A 21992-nucleotide genomic window follows, 5' to 3' on the forward strand; every position below is an offset into this window, starting at 1 on the left:
CACCGCAACGGTCAGGCACAGCGGATAGGCTGGGCGGATGACGCGAGCCGAGCAGCCAACGGTCGTGACCGCCTCCGAGAACCCCACCTACGACGAAGCCCTAGCCGCGGATTCCCGCGAGCGAGCGGTGCGCGCCCTGCTGCGCACCCCCGGGCTGCGCCGGCTGTGGAGCGCCCAGCTGGTGAGCGGCATCGGCGACGCCCTGGCCCTGTTGGTCCTGGTGCTGCTGACCCTCCAGGCGGCCGTCACGGCCGGCGCGGACGGCCTCTTCGGCGCCGGCTACCGGGGCGCGGCCTTCGCCGTCGCCGCCGTGTTCGCCGTGCGGATCCTCGCCACCGTCCTGTTCGGCGCGGTCCTGCTCGGGCCGCTGTCGCAGCTGATGGCCCCCGCGGGCAGGCTCGACCGCCGCTGGACGATGGTCGGGGCCGACGGACTGCGGATCGGGCTGTTCGTCGTCGCCCCGCTGTGGCTCGACTGGATCCCGGCCCACGCCACCACCGCGCTGCTCGCCACCGTCTTCGTCTCGGGCGCCGCCGAACGCGTGTGGACCCTGGCCAAGGAGAGCGCCGCGCCCGCGCTGCTCCCCGCGCCGCCGCCGGAGGGGGCGACCGTACGGCCGCTCCCCGACCACCTCGACGCGCTGCGTCGCCTCACGCTGCGCACGGCGTTCGCGGCGCTGCCCGCCGCTGCCGCCGCGCTGCTCGCCGCGACCCTGGTCGGGCGGGCGCTGGGTCTCGGCGTGGACTGGTTCGCCGCGAACCCGTCGGCGCTGGGCTCGTACGTGGCCGCCGGCCTGTTCGCCGCGTCCCTCTCGCTGCTGCTGCCGCTGGCGCTGCCCGCCGTGAAGACCCCGAGGCCGCGCTCCCCGCTGGAGGGGCTGCGGGCCCCCCGGGTGGGCGAGCGGCCCGAGAAGGGGCGTACGGGCTCGATCCGGCTGTTCGTGCTGGCCTGTGCCGCCGTCGCCGGGGCGGTGGCCGGTGCCGCCTCCGTGGCCGTGCTGCACGCGTTCGACCTGGGCGGCGGCCCGTCCGCGTACGCCCTGCTGGTGCTCGCCCTCGTCGGCGGAACCGGCCTGGGCATCCGCGCGACCCAGGCCGGCAAGGTGCTGCCCGGACTGTCCCGGCGCCGGCTGCTGGCCCTGGCGATCGCGGTGGCCGGGCTCGCGCTGCTGCTGAGCGGGCTGGTCCCGGACACGGCGACCGTGGTGTTCCTGGCGCTGCTCGCCGGCACCGCCGCGGGCGTCGCGGCCAATGCCGGACACACCCTGCTGGACCAGGAGACCGAGGAGTTCCGCCGGGCCCGGGTCACCGCGCACCTCCAGGCCGTGGTCCGGGTGGCCGTGGCGGTCGGGGCCGTCGGCGCCCCGCTGCTGGCCGCCGCGATCGGACCGCACCGGCTGACCGCCGGCGAGGTCGTCTTCTCGCACGGCGGCGCGGCCTTCGCCCTGATGCTGCTCGGCGCGCTGCTGCTGCCCGTCGCCGTGGTGGTGCTCGTCAAGGCCGACGACCGCGGAGGGGTACCGCTGCGGCGCGACCTGCGCGAGGCGCTGCGCGGCGGCGAGCCGCTGCAGGCCCCGTCGGCGACCGGGTTCTTCATCGCCCTGGAGGGCGGCGACGGAGCCGGGAAGTCCACCCAGGTGCAGGCACTGGCCGACTGGATACGGGGCAAGGGCCACGAGGTCGTCGTGACGCGCGAGCCGGGTGCCACCCCGGTCGGCAAGCGGCTCCGCTCGATCCTCCTGGACATCTCGTCCGCCGGGCTGTCCAACCGCGCCGAGGCGCTGCTGTACGCCGCCGACCGCGCCGAGCACGTGGACACGGTGGTCCGGCCCGCCCTGGAGCGGGGCGCGGTGGTCATCTCCGACCGCTACATCGACTCCTCGGTGGCCTACCAGGGCGCCGGCCGGGACCTGTCCCCGACCGAGATCGCCCGGATCTCCCGCTGGGCCACCGACGGCCTCGTCCCGAACCTGACCGTGCTGCTCGACGTGTCCCCGGAGGCCGCCCGGGAGCGGTTCACGGAGGCGCCGGACCGGCTGGAGTCGGAGCCGACGGAGTTCCACCAGCGGGTGCGGGCCGGGTTCCTGACCCTCGCCGCGTCCGACCCCGGGCGCTACCTCGTCGTCGACGCCGGGCAGGACCCGGGCTCGGTGACCACCGTCGTACGCCACCGCCTGGACCGGATGCTGCCGCTCTCGGAGGCCGAGGTCGCGGCGCAGATCGAGGCCCGGCGGCTCGCGGAGGAGGAGGCCCGGCGCAAGGCCGAGGAAGAGGCCGCCCGCAAGGCGGAGGAAGCCCGGCTGAAGGCCGAGGAGGAGGCACGCCTGGCCCGGGAGGCCGAGGAGGCCAGGATCAAGGCCGAGGCGGAGGCCGCCGAGGCGCGCCGGCTCGCCGAGGAGGAAGCCGCCCGCAGGGCGGAGGAGGAGCGGCTGCGCGCCGTCGAGGAGGCGCGCGCCCGCGCCGAGGCCGAGCGGCTGCGCGCCGAGGCCGAGGAGAAGGCCCGCGCCGCCGAGCAGGAGCGGATCCGGCTGGAGGAGGCCGAGGCGGCCCGGCTGCGCGCGGAGGCGGAGGCACGGCGGCTGGAGAAGCAGCGCCGCGCCGAGGAGGCGCTGCTGCGGGCCGAGGAGGCGCGCCGGCTGGCGGAGGCCTCGGCGGCCGCCGCGGCGGCGGCTTCGGCGGCCGCGGCCGCTTCGTCCGCGTCCACCGCTTCGTCCGCGTCCACCGCCGCGCAGACGGCGCCGGCCGCCGGACCGGGACGGAAGGTCCCGATGCGCAAGGAGCCCCACCCGAACGACGCCGTCACCGTCGAGACCCCGCGCATCAAGCGGGCCCTGCGGCCCGACGACATCACCGAGACCGTCCCGGTCCCCAAGATCGACCCGGCGGCGGACGAGACGGCCGTGCTGCCGTCCGTACGCCCCGACGGGCCGGCGGGCGGTCCGGACGCCCGGGACGCGTCGGCGCGTACGGCGCCGCCGTCCGCCCCGGCCACCCGGCCGACGGTCCGTCACTCGCAGGAGAGCCCGGCCGACCGGGTGCCGCCCGGCATCTTCCGGGACTCCGGGAACGACGTGACCCGTGAGCTCCCGGTCGTCGGGGACGACGGCCGGCCGCGCCGGGCCCCGTCCGACTGGGCCGAGGCCACTCCGATGGACGACCTGCCGACCCTGGCCGACGAGCTGCTGGGGCCGCGCGGGGACGAGGAGGACGGCGAGGACGGCCGACGCGGCGGAGGCGGTTCGCGCCGCCGCTGATCCGGGACTGTCGGTGGCGCACGCCACAATGTGATCGGGACGCGCGGGAGAGCCGGGCGAGGGACAGAGCAGGGCGGCACGGCGCCGGGCGTGAGCGCGCGGGCCGCGTAGGGAAAGGCGGTGGGCGGGATGTCCGTGTGGGACGACCTGGTGGGGCAGGAGCGCGTGCGGACGCAGCTGGCCGCCGCCGCGCGGGACGCCGACGCGCTCGTCACCGCCGCCTCGGACGGGGCCCCGCCGCCGCCCTCGTCCAAGATGACCCACGCCTGGCTGTTCACCGGCCCGCCCGGCTCCGGGCGGGCCACCGCCGCCCGTGCCTTCGCGGCGGCGCTCCAGTGCGTCAGCCCCGACCGGGCGCTCGGCGGCGAGCCCGGCTGCGGGTTCTGCGACGGCTGCCACACCACCATGGTCGGCACGCACGCCGATGTGGAGATCGTCCGTACCGACCTGCTGTCCATCGGCGTGAAGGAGACCCGGGACCTGGTGCGCCGGGCCCAGCTCTCCCCGGCCGTGGGGCGCTGGCAGGTCATCGTCCTGGAAGACGCCGACCGGCTCACCGAAGGCGCCGGGAACGTCCTGCTGAAGGCGGTGGAGGAGCCCGCTCCGCGCACGGTGTGGCTGCTGTGCGCACCCTCGCTGGAGGACGTGCTGCCCACCATCCGCTCCCGCTGCCGGCACCTGACCCTGGGCACCCCCTCGGTCGCGGCCGTCGCCGACCTGCTGGTGCGCAGGGACGGGGTGGAGCCCGCCGCCGCCGCCAACGCCGCCCGCGCGACCCAGGGCCACATCGACCGGGCGCGGCGGCTGGCCACCGACGAGTCCGCCCGGACGCGCAGGGCCACCGTGCTCAAGCTGCCGTTGCGGGTGGACGACGTGGGCGGCTGCCTCAAGGCCGCGCAGGAGCTGGTCGACGCCGCCGGCGAGGACGCCAAGCAGATGGCGGAGGAGGTCGACGTCAAGGAGACCGAGGAGCTGCGGGCCGCCCTCGGCGCCGGAGCGGGCGCGGGCGGCCGCATGCCCCGGGGCACGGCCGGTGTGATGAAGGAGCTCGAAGACCGCCAGAAGCGCCGCCGCACCCGTACCCAGCGCGACAGCCTCGACCTGGCGCTGACCGAGCTCACGGGCTTCTACCGGGACGTCCTGGCCCTGCAGCTCGGCTCGAACCTGGCCATCGCCAACGAGGACGTACGGCCGGACCTCGACCGGGTCGCGCGGGCCTCGGGCCCCGAGCGCACCCTGCGGCGCATCGAGGCGATCATCGCCTGCCGCCAGGCCCTCGACCGGAACGTGGCGCCCCTCCTCGCGGTCGAGGCGATGACGATGGCCCTGCGCGCGGGCTGAACGCTCCCCGCTCCCCGCCCCCCGCTGCCCGCTCTCCGTTCCCAGCTCTCCGCTCTCCGTTCCCGGTCCCCGTTTCCCCCTTCACCCGTCCGAGCGATCCGGGCCCCGCGCGTGACGGGTCCGGCACGGGCGGGGCGGCCGGTACGCCCCCGGTCGGCGGACGGCCGCCCGCCCCACGCCCGCCGCACGGGCGCCGACGCGGACGGCGGGCAGCACGTAGGCTCGCGCCATGGACACCAGGCGTCTGCTGCGTACCACCGGAACCGTGATCGCAGCCGCCGGGCTGCTCCTCTCCGGCTGCACCTCCGGGGGCTCGGACGTGGCCTCGGCCTCGGCGGAGCCGGCCGCGGTCCCGGCCGCGCTGCGCCCGTACTACGAGCAGAAGCTCACCTGGCGCGACTGCGGCGTCCCCGGCTTCCAGTGCTCCACCATGAAGGCGCCGCTGGACTACGCGAACCCCGGCTCCGGGCAGGACATCGACCTCGCCGTGGCGCGCCGCGCGGCCACGGGCCCGGGCAAGCGGCTCGGCTCCCTGCTGGTCAACCCGGGCGGGCCGGGCGGTTCGGGCATCGGATACCTCCAGGCGTACGCGGGCATCGGCTACCCGGCCGCCGTGCGCGCCCAGTACGACATGGTCTCCTTCGACCCGCGCGGGGTCGCCCGCAGCAGCCCCGTCGAGTGCCTGACCGGTCACGGCATGGACCGGTTCACCCAGGTGGACCAGACCCCGGACGACGCCGCGGAGCGCGCCGAGCTGGTGACCTCGTTCAAGGAACTCGCGGCGGCCTGCCAGGCGCGCTCGGGGCGCGTCCTGCCGCACGTCTCCACGGCGGAGGCCGCCCGCGACATGGACGTGCTGCGCGCGGTGCTGGGCGACGAGAAGCTGAACTACGTCGGCGCCTCGTACGGCACCTTCCTCGGGGCGACGTACGCCGACCTCTTCCCGGCCCGCGTCGGGAGGCTGGTCCTGGACGGGGCCATGGACCCCACGCGGCCCGCGCTGGAGCTGAACCGCGACCAGACGGAGGGGTTCGAGACCGCCTTCCGCTCCTTCGCGAAGGACTGCGCGAAGCAGTCGGAATGCCCGCTGGGGCGGGGCAACCCCGACGCGGTGGCACAGAACCTGAAGGACTTCTTCCGCAAACTCGACGCCCAGCCGGTCCCCTCGGGCGACCCGAACCGCCCCCTGGGCGAGTCCCTCGCGACGACCGGCGTGATCGCGGCGCTGTACGACGAGAGCGCGTGGCCGCAGCTGCGCACGGCCCTCACGGACGCGATGAACGGTGACGGGTCCGGGCTGCTGGCACTCGCCGACAGCTACTACGAACGCGACGCGGGCGGCACGTACGCGAACCTGATGTCCGCCAACGCCGCCGTGAACTGCCTCGACCTGCCGCCGGCCTTCAATGGCCCCGAGGACGTCCAGTCCGCGCTGCCCTCCTTCGAGAAGGCCTCGCCGGTCTTCGGCGCGGGCCTGGCGTGGGCCTCGCTGAACTGCACGTACTGGCCGGTGAAGGCCACGGGCAAGGCGAGGCCGCTGACGGCGAAGGGGGCGGCTCCGATCGTGGTGGTCGGCACGACGCGCGACCCGGCGACCCCGTACAAGTGGGCCAAGTCCCTGGCCGGCCAGCTCGACTCGGGCACCCTGCTGACGTACGACGGCGACGGCCACACGGCGTACGGACGCGGCAGCGACTGCATCGACACCGCGATCAACCGCTACCTCCTGCAGGGCCAGCCCCCCGCTGCGGGCAAGCGCTGCTGACCTCCCGGCCATCCCGGTACGGGGCACCCGCTTCGACCCTGTAGACTTGGCGCCGCTGCTGATGAGAGCGTCCCCCAGGGGAAATCTTCTCGTCTTGCAGCGGTGCCGCCTTAGCTCAGTTGGCCAGAGCAACGCACTCGTAATGCGTAGGTCTCGGGTTCGAATCCCGAAGGCGGCTCTAGAAGAACCCTAGGACTCACTCGCCGTGACCTGGGGTTTTTCTTATGCCCCGACCAAGCGGGGACGGAACGCGATGATCTTCGCGCCCTCATGTGATGCCGACGTGATGCCGTCCTGCTCGTTGACTGCCTCGACGGCCTTCTGCTTGGGCAATCGGGCTGCTCCGCGCGGGACCATGGCGGCAGTCGCCTCGGCGGCCTCGGCGGCGGCCTTCGGCATGACCGACTGATAGATGTCCCGAGTGATCCGGGAGTCGGAGTGGCCGAGGGTCTCGGACACGATCTTGACGTCGACTCCGGCGGCGAGCATGAGCGAGGCGGCGACGTGCCGCAGATCGTGCAGGCGGATCGGCGGCAGACCCGAGAGCTCGACGAGCCGCTCGAACTGGTCGGTCAGCCACCCGGGGTGAATCCGCTCGCCGTCCTCCTGGGTGAACATCCGGCCCGACTCGATCCACGCCGGCCCCCACTGGCAGCGCTCGGCCGCCTGCTTGGTCTGGTGGGCGTCGAGCACCTCGGCGGTGTACTCGTCGATCGAGAACACCCGCTCGCCGCTGTCAGTCTTCGGCAGGCTCTCGATGACCTCCCATCCGTCCTGCACGAGCTGCGTCGCAATGGTCATCGAGCGCGCCGCTATGGAGTAGTCGGCCCACCGGACGCCGCACGCCTCGCCCCGCCGCAGTCCTCGGAACGTGATCAGATGGAACAGGGGCAGCAGCCGGTGCTCTGTGTCGGCGAGGTAGTCGAGGAACTCGCCGGCCTGCTCGGGTGTCCACACCATGACCGCCGAGGGCCGCTCGCCCGTCCGCAGCCACGCCTCGACCCGCTCATCAGTCCACACCATCGCCTTCGGCCGCTTCGCCGCCGTCAACTCGACGTACGACGCAGGGTTGAAGGTGATCGCCCCGCGAGCGATGGCGGTGTTCAGCGCGGCCCGCAGCGTGTCGCGGATGTGCTTCTGTGTCGACGGTCCGGTGATACGGCGGAAGGGCCCCATCTCCTCAATGGCTGCTTTCAGGAACTTCCGGCGGCCTCGGTTCTCTATCCCCTTCCACGGGATCGTTTTCAGCTCGTCGAGGGCGGCGCGGCGCTGCAAGTTGGCGTCGTGAATCTCGGCATTGGTCTCGGCGATGCCCGCGAACATCTCGTCGAGGTGCTGCACGGTGAGCCTGTCGAGGCGGACGTGCCCGATCCGCGGTTTCAGGTGGCACCTGATGTCGACCTCATACCGGGTTTCACCACTCTTGCGGAGCGCCTTCTTACCGGCGAGCCACGTGTCGAGCCACTCGGCGACGGTCATGTGCTGAGTGAGTGACTGCCCAGTCGCGAACCGGCGCTTCGTCTCGTCGTAGTCCGGGATGCCCTCTCCGCTCGTCGAGACCATTTCGAGCAGGTCGGCGATGCGGCGGCGCCCGTCGGGGTCCGACCTCCTGTCGGCGATGTCGAGCAGGGCGGCGAGGGCGTTCGCGTCGGTCTGTGCCTTGGCCTTGGTCTCGTAGCCGCTGCGGAAGAACCGGCGACGGCTCTCGTCCTCGCGGGGCGGCAGCGGGTGAACCAGCTTCCACACGCCGTGCGTGCGCTGAGTGAGCTTCTTGCAGGAAGCGCCGAGCTGCTTGTCGGTCTGCGGGTCGCGGCACCCGCAGCGCTTTGTGATTGTGGCGGTCATTCATCACCTCTCGTTTGGATGTGGTCGGGGTCGTCGAGCATGTCGAGCCCCTTCATGTCCTCGATCAGGTCCGGCCGCAGCTGGGGGATCTGTAGGCCGGCGAGGGTCATGTCGTTGATGTGCCGGGCGAGTTCTTCGAGGCGGTGCAGGTAGTCGGTCTGTGCGGATACGTGTCCCTCCTTGTCGGTCTTGCGCTTGCCGTGCGCAGCCTCGGCGCGCATGTAGGCCCGATGGACCGCGTCGCGACGACGCTCGAACTCGGGGTACATGGAGGCTGGATAGGCCGCTGACGCCCACGCCGCGGCCCATTTCGGACCGCCCTCGCCGATGGGCTGCGACTCGGCGACGTAGCGGCCATCGATCGGGCCGCCGAGCGTCGGTGTCTCCTCACCGGTCCACCAGCGCCACACGGTGTACGGGTCGCGAGGATCGCGGTTCGGCACGGTGGGCACTGCCTGTTCGCTCCCGAGTGGAAGCATCAGCAGCAGTGGGGGCACGGCGAGGGCGAGACCGAGCACGAGCAGCTCGTCGACAGCCACCGGGCGACGGATCTTCTCGCCGTCCTTACCTGTGCGGCCGGTCTCGATGGTGGTGAGCACGGCAAAGGTGAGATCGGGGCGCCCGAGGCGAGCGCATTCGGCTGCGAGGTCGCGGCGGTTCATGCCGAGGCGCTCTCGGTGCCGGCGGATCTGCTCGGCGATCAGGTCGCCCGTCGTCTGGTGACTGTGCATATTGCAAACCTAACGTTGTTGATTGCAACATGCCAGCCTTGATCGGTACGTTGTTGATCTCGCACTAGTCGGCATCATTCGGCCGATGTGCACATCGATGTCACAGGGGGCAGACCATGAGCACCGCAGAGCAGGGGATGACACACGACGAGCTGATGACACTGCCCGTCGCCGTGCCGCTGGAGACTGCCAACCGTGCGTTGCACCTCGGCCGGACCACCGGCTACCACCTCGCCCGGACTGGGCGTTATCCCGTCCGGGTCCTGCGCCACGGACGGGCGTACAAGATTTCGCGCTATGACCTGCACCGGCACCTCGGCGTCGTCGCGTCTGCCCCGTCGGCGCCGGATGCTGGCGAGTAGGTGCTGCAAGTGGCAGGCCCCGCCCGGACTCCGGGCGGGGCCTGCCACTGTTTAGAGCCCTCGGCGTCTCACGTGCTCGCCGTAGGTCGGGGCGGGGGCGTAGCGAGGCGCGCAGTCGGGGCAGGCGGAGATCGTGACGGGAGCGCCGCTCTGGCGTTCGATGAAGCGCACCGGGATGGGGGCGGACGTCTCCCGGCGGCAACCGCAGCAGGTCGCGCTCATACGGCGGCGCCCGCATGGGCCGGCGCTCCGGGGTAGCTGTACGGGTAGTCCATGCCTGCTGCGGCGAAGGCTGCTGCGCGGCGGCGCTCGCGTTGCCAATCCTGCTCGGTCCGGGGCCGGGGGAAGCCTGCGACGTAGGGGCGGGCGACGTTCGGCAGGTCATCCTCGAACGGCTCGCCTCGCTCGACGACGTGGGGGGCGGGCGGCGTGTTCCACGGCTTGAGCCAGATCGAAGGGGAGAGCTGAACCGGGGTCGGCTGCGCCGTGAAGTGTGCGGCGGAGTGTCGGCCCGGCTTCCTGGTGCGGAGAGAGAGCAGGAGTAAGGGAGTGACCCACAGCAGCCATAGCAGCGGGTGCAGGGGGGCGATAAGGTCGCGCATGTCGGCAGCTCCTCGAAAGCTGGTGATGTTTCGGCCCCCGGCGGGCCGGGCCTAATCGGCCTGCCGGGGTTCTTAGTTGGCGACGGTAGCCAACTTGTCTACCTACGTCTACCGACGTATGGCAACGAGTAGCGACGCTAGGCGATGTGGCCAGTTGTCTACCCTCTTGGCATGGCAGTGAGTGAAGGACCCGCGCGCGAGGTCGACCATGGGTCGGCGACCCCGGTGTACGTGCAGATCGCGCGATTTGTGATCGAGGACATCGAGAGCGGGAAACTGCCCGTCGGGCGGCGAATCCCGTCCGAGTCGGCGATGAAGGGTGAGTTCGGCGTCGCCCGAGACACCGCTCGTCACGCCGTCGACTACCTGCGCACTGAGGGGTACGTGCACACCGTGCCGCAGCGCGGAACGTTCGTCCTCGATCGGAGCGCAACGCCCAACGCCGAGTAGCCGTCCGCTCGCCACCTCGGGGGATGGGCGACGAGCGGACGGGCATGGCGGGACGCTGCGGCCCCGTGGGGGAGCACGAGTACGGCCGCAGCGATCCCGTTCGGGCGCGGCTCGGTCAGCCGCGCGCCGCGGCGAGCACGCGGCTGCGCAGGGGCTCTGAGGTGAGCGTGTCCGCGAACTGCCACGAGAAGTTGGTGACCTCCTCCTCCTGGAGCTCGACCGCTTCCACGGTGGTGCGGAACAAGAACCGGAAGTCGAAGTGCATGTGCTCGGGTTCACCCTTGGCGTCGTTCGCCGGGATGACGTGAGTGTCGATGTGCAGTGGACCCTCGCCGACGACCTCGACCTGCTCGGCCCGGATGCCCGTCTCCTCGGTCAGTTCTCGCAGCGCGGCGTCGAGCAGTGTCTCGTCGTCGGTCTCGATGTGGCCACCCGGCAAGAGCCACTTCTGTAGGGCGCGGTGCTCGATGGTAAGCACGCGACCGTCGGCGCGGAGCAGGATGGCGCCGGCCGTGGCGTGGCCTCGGAACTCCTTCCGCGACCCGATGCTGTTGCCCGCGACGTCGAGCGTCTCGGAGAGAGGCGCAAGCGGGTCCTTGTCCGCCGGGTGCTGGTCGAGATAGGCGTCGAGGGTCTCGCGTACGTGCTGTGCCGTGATCGGCATGGTGCGGGGTCTCCCTACTGATTGCGGTTGAAGAAGTCGAGCCAGGTAGCGGCGATGGTGGCCCGTTCGGCGGCGCCAACCTCGTGCATACCGTGGCCGAGCTCGCCGTGCGTGAGCTTCTTGATTCCGGCGAGTATTTCGGCCTGAACCAAGAAGATGAACGGCCCGACGCTCGCGCCGTGCAGGAAGTTGACGGCGTTCCCTCCGTTGAGGAGGTAGAAGAAGTGCCCGGTGGTCTGGTACTTCGTGACGTGGTCCGCGCTCGGGGTCTGCTGGTAGACATCGGGGAGCGCGGCGAGGTCGAGCTCGTCCTCGCTTGAGGTCACTGTGGCGACGTAGGCGCCGTTCCTGAGCGTCGCGAAGTCCTCCCCGCGTAAGGAGACGCTGCCCGTCGCGCACAGCACGAGTCCGGCGCCGTGCAGGGCTGTGTCGCGGTCCCGGGCGACGCCGAACCCTTGCGAAAGCGCCTGTGTGGTCCGCACGGGGTCGATGTCGTACACCGTGACCCTGATGCCCTTGGCGTGCAGCAGGCGAGCGATGCTCGACCCCAGCTTGCCGAACCCGAGGACCAGCGCGTTCCGGCCGTGCAGGATGTCGCCGCGGCTGCGCATGAGCGCCTCTGTGGAGAACACCACGCTCTGACCAACGAGGTAGTCCTCGGGGTCCTTGAGGGGTGAGCGGGCCACGGACACGACGGGGCACGGCAGCTTGTCCCGCTCGGCGTAGCGACGGTGCCCGTTCTCGGTGTCCTCGACGACGCCGAGGATTCGACCGGAGAAGCGATCACACAGGGCGTCGAGGGCGGGCGCGAAGTACCCGCCCACGTCGCACAAGACGACGTCCTCGCCGGCGGCTCGGGACTCCAAGTAGTCAACCGCCGTGTCGGGGTTCTCGAACATCTCCCGGGTCAAGGTGTCGCACTGCGTCATCTTCTCGACGGTGCGGCGGGCGGCGGGGTCGATGCTCTTGGGCTTCGGCAGGACAACGCGCAGGTCGGTTGAGGTGCCGATACCTCGGACGAACGACGGGCGCTCGGGGAGCAGGTGGGTGATCAGGAAGGACGCGGGGCGCTCGCGAGGCGCGAAGGTGCGCGAGATACGCGCGAAATACGAGTCGAGGCGGGCACGCTCGAACTGTTCCATGGACTCACTTCCCTTGGGGGACGGTAAGGATCAGGACAGGTGCGGGGGGTGGGGAGCGTGGCGGTGGTTAGGCGCGAAACGGCGCTCGGCGATGACGGCCCGAGCCTCCGAGGGTGAAGCGGGAACGCGCTGCGGGCGCCGGTGGGGCGGACGGCCCGCGAGCCGGAACGGGGTAGGCGTTTAGGCAGTACCGGGCGTCGTAGTCGCTGATGCTGATCAGGTAGGCGTCGCCAGCGCTGAGCACGCGTATCGCCCGCTCGTACTCGGTTTCGCTGTGACGCCAAGCGCGTAGGGCATCGTCGGGCCTTGGATAGGTCGGATCGACGATCGAGAGCGGGGCGTCCCGCATGGTCGATGACTGAGGATCGAGGGAGAACCGGCGGGCGAGCCGTTCAGCCTCGACTCGGAGCCATCGGGCGGCGAGGCGCGGTGTACTGGCGCGATGGACAGCGAGCAATACCTCGCGGGAGCCAGTGAGGCCAGTTGCCGTTGTCTCGCACCGGTACGCGAGGACGGTCTGCGTGAGTGGTCGTGCTGACGCCGGAGGGGCGGGCGTCAGCACGCGCGCGCTCACCGCGCGCCCCTCGCCTCTTCGCGGCGTTCGATGAGTTGCCCGAGCTGGATGTAGCACAGCTCGACCTGACTCGGGGTGAGGATCAGTACGGACTCGACAGAGCCGCCATCCTCGTTGTGGATCACAACCAGTAGGGCGGCCTGCTCTGCCCTGTGGTCGTAGATCACATCACTCTGCATGGGCGTGATGTGGGTGGGCTTCGCTGGAACGGGACGCAGCGTCGTACCGTCTGCGCGGGCGGACCATTCCGGGCCACCACCCGGGGGGCGCAGGTGGTACGACGCTGAGGTGTCGCTCGGCAGAGTGACCACGACACCGATATTCCCGCCCTTGGCGAGGTCGGCGGCGAGGTCACCCAATCGCGGATGGAACGGGTCGCCTGTACGTAACTGGGCTTCCTGCGCAGTGCGTTGCACTGCGGTCTGTTCGGCCATGCCCCGAAGTTAGGACGCGAGTAGCAGCCCAATATGAACCGGAGGAATACCGCACTCAGCCGTCGAGGTGGAAACGGTCCGACATGCGGCGCAGCTTCTCGCGAGTAGCTGCCCGTTCGGCGTACACGATGCCACGCAGGGTTGACCGGGCGATCGGATGGTTACGGATGAGCTGCGGCGCGATCCGCTCGGCCGTCTCCAGCTCCGTCAGCGCCTTGTCGCGGTTGCCGTCCCACAGCCATGCGCGGGCGAGGTCCATGTGATGGTGGCCCTGTCGCGAGTTGGGCAGCGCCTCAATCAGCATCGGGTCAGTGCGCCGACTTATGGCCAAGGCATCCCGTTGCTCGCGCATCTCCAGAGCAACGCTGATCGCATGAATCTGCACGTTCCCCGGAGAGAAGGTCAGAGAGTGACGGTCGTACACCGGCGGGCCGGCGTACTGCCCCAACCGCTTTGCGGCGGTCTTGGCGTGCTTGATTCGGTCCTTGGCCTCAGACTTCCGTCCGCCGCGCGCTGCGGAAACAGCAGCTCGCAGTTGCAGGGTTCCCCATGCGCGCAGGGCGAGCGGCTCACCCTGGTCAAAGCCCTGCTGCACACTCTTGATCGCCTTGTCGGACAGGGCGACCGCGTCTTCCCAATCGGCAGTGGCCCACATGTCCCACACCCGCATCCAGTCGGCCACGGCGGGCATGACCGAATCTCCGGACAGCCGAGCCGACCATGCGGCGCGCTCGCACGACATGGCGACTAGCTCGGGGTGCCCAAGGGCGTGAGCGGCTGTGTGCGCGAACTTGCAGCACACGGCGTAAACGGCGTACGCCTCTTCCCGCTCGTGGCCGGTGGTCACCTCGGCCAGGGCGCGCGATTCGCGAAAGAGGTCGGGCAGAACCTGCATGATCGCAGTGTTGGCCGCCGCGTCCCGCAGACGGTGCAGGCGGGTCGCCTCCTGCCACAACTCCCGCGCGGGTCGCGGCGTTCCTTCGAACACCGGTGCAAGGTCATAGCGGCGCAGCTCGCGCAGAATGGACGACGCCGCGACCTGCCACTGATTCTCGGTCGGTGAGCTGCTGTACGGACGCCCGATGAGGTCGTTGGGGTGCACGTGAAGCTCTGCGGCAACCAGATTGAGCAGGCCGACACGGTCGAGCTCGATTTGACCGCGCTCGACCTTGGAAACCCAACCCTGCGATTTACCCACGGCGGTAGCGAGGTCAGCCTGCGGCATCCCCAGTCGGAGGCGAGCGCGTCGGACGCGGCGGCCGATCTCTTCGGCTTCTTCCAACATCAGCGCGCCCCCCTCTCCGGGGCGGGGCGGTGGCGCTCAAGCGATCGGCTACGCATCGGGGCTCCATCCGTTCAGGCTCATACTCCAGACGGTACCCACGGGGTGGCGGGCGTGTGGAGCGCTACCGGCAAGGAATGAGCGGCAGAACGGCAAAACCGCCCCCTGCCCGCCGGGTGGCAAGGCAGGGGGCGGGGATTAGCGGGCCGCGGCCTGCCAAAGCGTGATGGCGAGACCGACTACGGCGACCAAGGCAACGATGCTGGGGACCGGCCATCGGTTCTTTTCGAGGGCGTCGAGCCGTTGCTCGTGGTCGGCGAGGCGGGTGTCGAGTTGGTCGGACCGTTGCACGAGTAGGGCGAGCGCTCCGTCGAGGCGGGCGAACCCGGTCTCGACGGTCGCCCGCAGTCTTTCGAGTTCGAGGGCGACGTCGCCCGGCGTCGGGTCGGTCACGGGCGACCGTCCGGCCGGCGGGCGAGGTCGAGCAGCGCGGCGTCGGCGCTCGGGGTGACGCGCAGCCACTGCGGCAGCAGGGCCTCGACCACGGGCAGCGCCATGACTCGGGTTACTCCACCTGCGACGGCAAGGGCGAGGCCGACGCCGGCCGCGGTCTGCGGGATGCCCGCGGCGTCGATGATCAGGGGCAGGCCGGCGGCGAGGGCGAGCACGGTCTGCACGACAGTGCGCACGGTGCGGCGGGTCGCATCGGTCATGAGCAGTACCTCTTTCTACGGGGTGAGATGTGGGGGCGCCCCGCCCGCGGTCGCGGGCAGGGCGTAGGGGCAAGAGGTCAGACCTTGGGGACCTTGAGCGCGGCCCACGACGTCGGGCCCGGCCAGCCGTCCGCGTCGGCGCCGGAGTAGCCGAGGCGTCGCTGCCACCGCGCGTAGGACTGGCGATCGGCCTCCGTCCACTGGGGACCGGGGCCCTCTCGGTAGGCGGAGCAACCTTCGGCGACGAGGCGGCGCCCCATCGCCGTTACGACCGCCGAGCGCGGCTCGTTGTGGAACCACTGCGCGCCGGGGAAGGGTTCGAACTGCTGCGACGGCGTGCCGCCCCCGCCACCCGGGCGCGGGGCGCCGCGCTGCACCCACGCGTACAGCGGGCCGCCGGGGCACTCGGTCGCGTATCCGTCGCGGTGGCCCTTGATCTCGCTGCCGGCGTCGCCGTCCTCGCGCAGCCACTCGATCGCGTCGCGAAGTCCGTTGAGCTGCGCGTCGGTCGGCTCGGTGAGCCCCTCGTCGCCGACCATGGCGCATACCGCGTAATGGGCACTGTTCAGCGCCGAGGTGCCGTTCGCACCGGTCTTGCGATGCGCACCGCGGCCCTCGAACACTGCACCGTGCGGGCAGACCATCGCCGAGTAAGCGATGTCGGAGTAGTTCTCTTCCCGGTTGGCGAGGTGGCTCGCCTGGATCGCGCGGACGCGTCCGGCGCACTGGCCGTGGTTCTCGGGACGAGGGAGGGATGCCGGGACCGGCGAGCCTTCGTAGTGGATCTTTACGCCTCGGGTGCTGCCGATGTACGCGAGGTCGTAGCGGCTGGGGCGGGCACCCCACTGGGCGCGGGTGACGAACTGCAAGAGGTCTCCTTGGGCATGAAAAAACCCCGGCCAACAGGCACGGGGCGTAAGGGGCGTGAAGGGGGGGAGAGGGTCAGACGAGGGCACACCAGAACCGATTGGCGCCGTTCTCCATCGAGCCGACGGCGATCGTTGCGGGGGCCGCGGCGGCGCCGGCGGTGTAGACGCCGAAGCGGCGCACGGGGGTCTGCCCGAACACGTTGGGTGGGGCGCCCGCGCCGCTTTCCGCGGCGAGCAGCATCGGCCCGTCGCCCGTGCCGACGTTGTACTGCCAGCGCGAGGCGACGTAGTAGACGCCGGCGGGCGCCGAGTAGGACGCCGTCAGGGGCGAGCTGATCGTCGCCCCGCCCGCGTTGTGGACCTCGGCAGGCTCGTACGTGGCGGTGGACATGTCGCCGGTAGCGGCCACGCGGTTACCGGCCGAGTCGTAGATCGCGGCCCATGAGCCGCTCACGAGTCCCCCCGCATAGCCTGTCGCGAACCAGCAGATCCGGGTCACAGTGGCGGGGATGCGCAGGATGACCGCGGTTACCCGTATGGGTCCGCTGCCGGGGTAGAGGGCGGTCGACTGGCCGAGCGCGGGATCGAACGCCCACGTGAGCAGGCCGTGATCGGACGGGAGCCACTCGCCGCCCCCGAGCCCGTCAACGTATGACTTGCGCGTGAGGTGGTTCGCTGTGGTCGGCGCGGCCGAGCTCGACGGGATGCTGCTGAATGTCTTCGCCCCGCTGATCGTCTGTGTTCCGGCGAGCAGGACGGCGGCGGTCGTGAGCGGATACCGGGCATCAGCCGCGGTCTGATCGAGGGCGCCGACGTCCGCCGCAGTCAGGACGACTACGCCTGTCTTGGCGTTGACCGAGTCGACCGCGCCCCCGCCGGCGGCGGGGAGCTGCGCCGCTGGCACCTTGCCGTCGGCGCCGAGCGTGGCAATACCGGACGGGGCGCCGGCCGCGGTGGTCGCGAGGGCGCCAACGTCGGCGGCGCTGAGGGTGATCGAGGCTGCGCTCTTGCCGTTGACGGACTGGACCACGCCGCCCGGGCCGGTGGCCCCGGTAGCGCCCGTGGCGCCCGTGTCTCCCTTCGGTCCGCGGAGACTGCCGATCGCGGTTCCCCACCCGGACGCGTTGCGCTGCCACAGGTCGCCGGTATCCGTTCTGATCAGCAGATCACCGGGCTTGGTGTTCGTCGAGGGGGTCGTCGTGTTGTTGGTGTAGATCGCCGCGCCGCGGACATCGCCGCCGATCTGCGCCCATGCTCCGGCGGCCCGCTGCCACGTCGAGACGGTCGTCGAGGTGACGTTCAGGAACGTCGTCGTCTCGTACCGCACGTAGAGGTCGCCGTCGAGGCCGAGGCCGGTCCCGGGGGCGGCGCTGCCGCTGTAGATGCGCGATCCGGGGGTACCGGGTGCACCCTGGGGCCCGGTTGGTCCGGGTACGCCTACGTAGTTGGGTTTCGCGGGGTCGGTGGGGGCGATGTCTGCGAGGTCGACCTCGGGCTGCGCGCGGGGCAACACGATGTTGTACGAGCGGCCTACGGGAATCCCGGCGAGCTGCTCGGTCACGATGTACGCCCATCCGACAGGGTCCATGTCGGGGGCGTCGGTCGCGGGCAGGGTGACCTCGACGGCCCCCTGCGCGTCGAGCTGGACGGTTACCGGGCCGCCGAGGATGACGTCGGCCGCGGGAAACGTGAGCGTGGCGGGTGCGCGGAAAGTGATCGCCCCCGACAGCGGTGTGCCGTCGGGGGCGAGGAACCGTGCTCTCACTGTCACGGTGGGTATGGACGGGGGCAGCAGGACGAGCCTCCTCAGTCGTCGATGGTGTGCAGTCCCGCCTTTGCGGGGGCAGGCGGCGGCCCCTCGTCCGGCGGCGAGGCGGGGACGCCGAGGAAGCGCTGCGCGTCGGCCGCAGCAGCCTGCGGCGGCGGGGTGGGGGCTTCTTCCGGGGTGAAGGTGTTCCGCGTGTACGCGTTGAAGACGCGCGTCTCGATTCCGCTGCCCTCGGTCAGGACCCGGTGCTGAATGTTCCACCCGACATAGTCGAGGAACCCGACGCCGTTGAGCGGCTGCACGATGGTCTTGTTGACCCATGTGCGGGCGGGGACGTCGTACTCGGCGACCGTCACCTCGCCCCCGCCCGGCGGGATCATGTTGACCCGGACCTGGCCGCCCCCGGGGGCGGAGATGCTCGACAGGGTGATGACGGCGACCGCGTTGTGCGCGGCGGCGCCGCCAACCCATCCGTACTGCCAGCTGGTCCCCTCGGTGCCCTGCTGCTTGGTCGGATGAAGCTGGATAGGCATCCAGGGCCGGCCGAGGAACTCCGGCGAGTAGTAGTCATCCATCAGGATCACGGCGCCGGCGCGGGAGAACTGGCGGACCATGTTCGAGCCTTCACCCGAGCCGCCTACGTTGAAGGCGAGGGTGCCGTCGGAGCGTTGGATCTGGACGCCGTACGCGCCATCCCAGAGCGCGCCCACGTTGAAAATCCGGGTGCCGTCCGGGGCCGAGACTTCCAGGGACCCCCCTTCGGCGATCTTCACGGGGCCGTTTGTGATCTCGTTCAAGGCGGGGCGGATCTGAGCGCGTCCGGTGAGCTCGCGAACCTTGCGTTCGAGTTCGCGGATGCGGTCGAGCAGGTCGAGCGGAATAGCTGCCACTAGGCGGCCTCCAAGTAGAGCTTTGCGGTCTCAGGCCGGCCTCGCACGGGTGGACTGATCGCGAGGCCAACGACCCTGTACCGGCGGTCGAGCCCCTCGGCCCACCACAGGTCGCGGATGCGCACGCGAACGGTGGCGCCGAGCAGTGCGGGCGACAGGGGCGTGCGGTCGAGCGCGACGGTTACCTCGGGGATCGTCTGCGGTCGGAGTGCGGCGGCGTGGTCGGCGCGGGCGTGCGCGTCGAGGGTGGCCTGCTCGGTCATGGTGCTGTAATCGCTGGTGCCGTCGAGCCGCGGCCATCCGGCGGCGAGCTGCTCGTCGTCGACGAGCAGCTCGGACATGAGGGGCAACGACTCTTTGGTCTGGTTCTGGTTGTCGGATGCGCCGCGGCTCTGCCATGTGTTGGCCTGCACGGTGGCGTCGATGGGCCACCCGTAGGACGTGATCGGGCCGGGGCGGTCGAGGACGATCTCGCTCGCGCCGGTACGGATGACGGGGGCGCCGAGTTGTAGCCGCTTGATTCGCCGGCCGCTGCTTGGGTCGCGGTACGACGCGATGCGCCACTCGAAACCGTGCTCGACCGAGGCGAGTTGGTCGATCAACTCGCGGATACGAGGGACGTCGTAGCGGCGGAAGGTCCTGTCACGCTGCACGCCCGAGAGCTGCTCGGCGTCGTGCTCGATGCCGATGTCGCCGCCGGGCAGGCTCGCCGAGTAGTCGATCAGTCCGCGCACGATGTCGAACTGATCAACTTGGGTGGCCTCTTGGGTGTGGAATATGGCCCGGTGGTCGAGGTAGCTTGCCCACCCGCCGGCCTGTACCTGTAGGCCGAGGAACCCTCGGTCGTTGCTGGTGAGGTTGGCAGTCCACAGGACGCCGCCCCACCAGATTTCGGGGCCGCGCTCGATCCACAGGGCCGTACGCCCGGGCTCGATGGCGGCGCGGGCGCGGGCGGCGATCCCTCGATTCGGTAGGGGGATCGTCGCCGAGCAGGTGCCGATCTTGCCTATGTAGTCGTCGAGCGACACGTCGGTGATCGGTAGGACGTCGATCACCTGATCGGTTCGCAGGTCACAGAGCAGCACCCGGTATGAAAGGGCAGCCAAGTCCGCTTCCCTCCCCTTGAGTTGTTTGGATACAGGCTCTGGCGCTACTTGTGATCATGTGCATGTGACTGTCACACTCGGCGATGAGGAGCCATCCCGAGGGGGCCACTACTTAGAGCCGGCCGCGTTTCTCACCCACGCTGATACTTGGTGTAACTCGTTGGGCCAAGACGATCCGATCCCGTTTTTTCTAAGGGTGGAGTGTCGCGCGGACCCTGAGGTGTAGCGAGCCTCTGCCAGGCAGCAAGGATCACGGACACTTCGATGTCCGGGGCCCTTGCCTGCGTGCATTCAGGTCCCGGAGAAAGGGACCTCTCTCGTGCGTCAGCTTCACAGCCGTGCACTGCTCTTTCTGTGCGCCTTCCTCTCTGCCTGTCTCGTTGCTCTCGTGGCAGGCATGCTGTCCCACGCCTCGGGCGCCTCCATTCCTGAGGCGATCCTCTATGGCGGTGGTGCCTTCACGGTGTGGATGACTCTGTGCATCACAGCTCTCTCGGCGTTTCGACTGCTGGAATAGCTCTACGCGTCGAGCGGGTAGATAAGGCCGGACAGGGTGGCCCACGTGGTCAGGGACGGATTGCCTATGAACTTGAGGTGTCCGTTCGTCTGACAGTCGACCTTGATCGGCACGCCGCCGGCGGCGATTGAGGCCGAGGTGTGCAGCGCGGGCCGCGCCGCGGCAGGAAGCGGCGCAGCGAGCGGCTGACCGCTCGCGGGCGGGGTGGCGTTGGTTGTCCATGAGACGCCGCCCCGCCATTGCAGGTGCGGGACGCCGCCGAGCATGATCCGCCGGTACCGCAGTGCCCCTTGCGAGTTGCCCCCGTTGGTGTAGCCGGTGGCGAGGGCGGGCGCGGTCCACCCGATCACGGGGTCGAGGGTCTGCCACGCCGCGCCGTCCCACCGATCGAGGCCGGCGCCGTTGTCGCGGTACTGGCCGACGTAAGCGCCAGAGAAGCTGAGCCCCCAGCCTCGGGGGATCACTCCGCCGTACGCCGTGGTGTAGCGGCGGCGGTCGGCGAGCGCCGAGCCCCACGTGATCCCGCCCGTTCCCGCGGACGTGCCGGCCGGCACGGTGATTTCCCACAGCCGCAGCGCGGCCGGCGGAAGCGAGGGCGGGGTCGGCGTCGCGGTCTCGGCGCCGCGGATGATCTCGAGGCGGGCGAGGGTCTGTGTGCCGGTGTCGTACAGCTCGTCGTACACCCGCAGCACAACAGCGTCGATGCGCCCGTACTGCGCGTGTCCGTCGCCGATTGCGAGGGTCTCGGGGGCGGTCACGGCGACGGGGTAGGCGCCTTGTGCGTCGGTGCCTTGCACCACGGCGCGACCGACGCCGATCTGTACTTGCATGGCGCCGACGCCGGTCGCGTTGAGTGCTGTTCCGCCGGCGATCACACCGTCGCGAGTCGTCATCGCGGACTCGGGCGCCATGACGCCGAGCGGCACGAGTCGGGTGTCCTCGCGGGTCTGACCAGCAGGGAGCAGCCATCCGGCACGCACGGTCAAGGCGGGGCCTCCTTACCAGTAGGCGGAGCGCCATCGGAGAGACGCCGAGGCGCGGGGGTCGGTCGATCCGGGGGCCGCGCGAAAGAGGAGCGAGGTCGCCCCCGGGTCGAGGGCGAAAGCCTGCTCGGGCGTGCTGCGGGCCGTCGCGGTGTAGAGGCGCGAGGCGGTGCGGTTGAGCGTCACCGTTCCGTCGCGGGTGTCGACGAGCAGCTCGTCGTCGGCGGCGAGGTCGATGTCGTACTCGATCACCTCGCCCGTGCCCACGTTGGTCAAGGAAGGAAGGGAGACAGGGCCGCGGATCGTGATGGTGGGGTGCGCGGGCGCGTCGCCCTCGTTGACGGCGCGCAGCGATCCCGTGCTGCCCGGGGTGCCGAACGCAAGCGGGTAGAGGAGCCGTTCCGGGCCCGGGGTCACGAGCCAGTCGAGGCCGGCCTCGGGGGCGGGCAGTACGGTCTCGACCTGCTGCTCGATCACGCTGTACCGGCGGGGGTCGCTGGCCTCGAATTGCAGCGCGGCCCCGGTGACGATGCCGATCGCATATCCGCCCGTGCCGACGGGCACGGCGCGTCGGATGCACCGTGCCCACGACAGCAGGGGCGGTGAGTCATCGAGTTGGATCACGAGTGCCTGCTCGTCGTCGCGGAGCGCGGTTGCCGCGGACAGGGTTCGCACGGCGGCCCCCATGCGCCCGGGGTCGG

Annotated in this window: 20 protein-coding genes and 1 tRNA gene; 6 read left to right on the plus strand and 15 right to left on the minus strand. The window is 70.9% G+C overall.

All coding sequences use genetic code 11. The features are described from left to right. Positions 1–37 precede the first annotated feature (37 nt). From tmk to OG295_RS18755, 4 genes are all read left to right on the plus strand, one after another. Positions 38–3253: a dTMP kinase gene (gene tmk / locus OG295_RS18740; RefSeq protein WP_371677890.1), complete on the plus strand. Its 3216-nt coding sequence runs from the start codon at positions 38–40 to the stop codon at positions 3251–3253. A gap of 129 nt (positions 3254–3382) precedes the next feature. Then, complete coding sequence (locus tag OG295_RS18745) at positions 3383–4594, plus strand: DNA polymerase III subunit delta' (RefSeq protein WP_371677891.1); 1212 nt, start codon at positions 3383–3385, stop codon at positions 4592–4594. A 229-nt stretch (positions 4595–4823) separates the two neighbouring features. Then, positions 4824–6359 (plus strand): alpha/beta hydrolase, encoded by a 1536-nt coding sequence (locus OG295_RS18750; RefSeq protein WP_371677892.1) that lies wholly within the window; start codon positions 4824–4826, stop codon positions 6357–6359. Positions 6360–6463: 104 nt separating this feature from the next. Further along, a tRNA-Thr gene (locus tag OG295_RS18755) sits at positions 6464–6537 on the plus strand. Positions 6538–6581: 44 nt separating this feature from the next. On the opposite strand, the gene OG295_RS18760 is transcribed toward OG295_RS18755, so the two are convergent. Continuing rightward, positions 6582–8204: a tyrosine-type recombinase/integrase gene (locus OG295_RS18760; RefSeq protein WP_371677893.1), complete on the minus strand. Its 1623-nt coding sequence runs from the start codon at positions 8202–8204 to the stop codon at positions 6582–6584. Further along, positions 8201–8935: a hypothetical protein gene (locus tag OG295_RS18765; protein ID WP_371677894.1), complete on the minus strand. Its 735-nt coding sequence runs from the start codon at positions 8933–8935 to the stop codon at positions 8201–8203. Before OG295_RS18765 ends, OG295_RS18760 begins: the two co-directional genes overlap by 4 nt. A gap of 116 nt (positions 8936–9051) precedes the next feature. On the opposite strand from OG295_RS18765, the gene OG295_RS18770 reads away from it, so the two are divergent. Then, positions 9052–9297 carry an integrase gene (locus OG295_RS18770; RefSeq protein ID WP_371677895.1) on the plus strand — a complete coding sequence of 82 codons (246 nt, stop codon included), beginning with the start codon at positions 9052–9054 and terminating at the stop codon, positions 9295–9297. A gap of 218 nt (positions 9298–9515) precedes the next feature. Here the strand turns inward: OG295_RS18770 and OG295_RS18775 are convergent, their stop codons facing one another. After that, entirely contained in the window at positions 9516–9899 is a 384-nt protein-coding gene (locus OG295_RS18775) for a hypothetical protein (protein ID WP_371677896.1), read from the minus strand. Between the two features lie 171 nt (positions 9900–10070). On the opposite strand from OG295_RS18775, the gene OG295_RS18780 reads away from it, so the two are divergent. Next, positions 10071–10349: a GntR family transcriptional regulator gene (locus OG295_RS18780; RefSeq protein WP_371677897.1), complete on the plus strand. Its 279-nt coding sequence runs from the start codon at positions 10071–10073 to the stop codon at positions 10347–10349. Positions 10350–10464: 115 nt separating this feature from the next. Here the strand turns inward: OG295_RS18780 and OG295_RS18785 are convergent, their stop codons facing one another. The 12 genes from OG295_RS18785 to OG295_RS18840 all read right to left on the minus strand — a co-directional run bounded on the left by OG295_RS18785 (position 10465) and on the right by OG295_RS18840 (position 21978). Beyond that, a complete protein-coding gene (locus OG295_RS18785; protein WP_371677898.1) occupies positions 10465–11013 on the minus strand; it encodes an NUDIX hydrolase in 549 nt (182 codons plus the stop codon). A gap of 14 nt (positions 11014–11027) precedes the next feature. After that, positions 11028–12155, minus strand: coding sequence for an adenosylhomocysteinase (locus OG295_RS18790; protein ID WP_371677899.1), 1128 nt, complete (start codon positions 12153–12155; stop codon positions 11028–11030). A gap of 570 nt (positions 12156–12725) precedes the next feature. Then, positions 12726–13163, minus strand: a complete 438-nt coding sequence (locus OG295_RS18795) for a hypothetical protein (protein WP_371677900.1) — start codon at positions 13161–13163, stop codon at positions 12726–12728. A gap of 55 nt (positions 13164–13218) precedes the next feature. Next, on the minus strand, positions 13219–14448 hold the full coding sequence (locus OG295_RS18800; protein ID WP_371677901.1) for a helix-turn-helix domain-containing protein: 1230 nt from the start codon (positions 14446–14448) through the stop codon (positions 13219–13221). A gap of 195 nt (positions 14449–14643) precedes the next feature. Further along, positions 14644–14898: a hypothetical protein gene (locus tag OG295_RS18805; protein ID WP_371677902.1), complete on the minus strand. Its 255-nt coding sequence runs from the start codon at positions 14896–14898 to the stop codon at positions 14644–14646. Continuing rightward, entirely contained in the window at positions 14895–15158 is a 264-nt protein-coding gene (locus OG295_RS18810; protein ID WP_371677903.1) for a hypothetical protein, read from the minus strand. Before OG295_RS18810 ends, OG295_RS18805 begins: the two co-directional genes overlap by 4 nt. A 77-nt stretch (positions 15159–15235) precedes the next feature. Continuing rightward, complete coding sequence (locus OG295_RS18815; RefSeq protein ID WP_371677904.1) at positions 15236–16027, minus strand: peptidoglycan-binding protein; 792 nt, start codon at positions 16025–16027, stop codon at positions 15236–15238. Between the two features lie 73 nt (positions 16028–16100). After that, positions 16101–17798, minus strand: coding sequence for a hypothetical protein (locus OG295_RS18820; RefSeq protein WP_371677905.1), 1698 nt, complete (start codon positions 17796–17798; stop codon positions 16101–16103). A gap of 35 nt (positions 17799–17833) precedes the next feature. After that, positions 17834–18685 (minus strand): hypothetical protein, encoded by an 852-nt coding sequence (locus OG295_RS18825; protein WP_371677906.1) that lies wholly within the window; start codon positions 18683–18685, stop codon positions 17834–17836. After that, complete coding sequence (locus tag OG295_RS18830) at positions 18685–19791, minus strand: hypothetical protein (RefSeq protein WP_371677907.1); 1107 nt, start codon at positions 19789–19791, stop codon at positions 18685–18687. Before OG295_RS18830 ends, OG295_RS18825 begins: the two co-directional genes overlap by 1 nt. A 519-nt stretch (positions 19792–20310) precedes the next feature. Beyond that, positions 20311–21294 carry a hypothetical protein gene (locus OG295_RS18835; RefSeq protein ID WP_371677908.1) on the minus strand — a complete coding sequence of 328 codons (984 nt, stop codon included), beginning with the start codon at positions 21292–21294 and terminating at the stop codon, positions 20311–20313. Between the two features lie 12 nt (positions 21295–21306). Further along, positions 21307–21978 (minus strand): phage tail protein, encoded by a 672-nt coding sequence (locus tag OG295_RS18840; RefSeq protein WP_371681231.1) that lies wholly within the window; start codon positions 21976–21978, stop codon positions 21307–21309. Between the last annotated feature and the right edge of the window lie 14 nt (positions 21979–21992).

This window comes from Streptomyces sp. NBC_01276 (assembly GCF_041435355.1).
Lineage (GTDB): Bacteria > Actinomycetota > Actinomycetes > Streptomycetales > Streptomycetaceae > Streptomyces.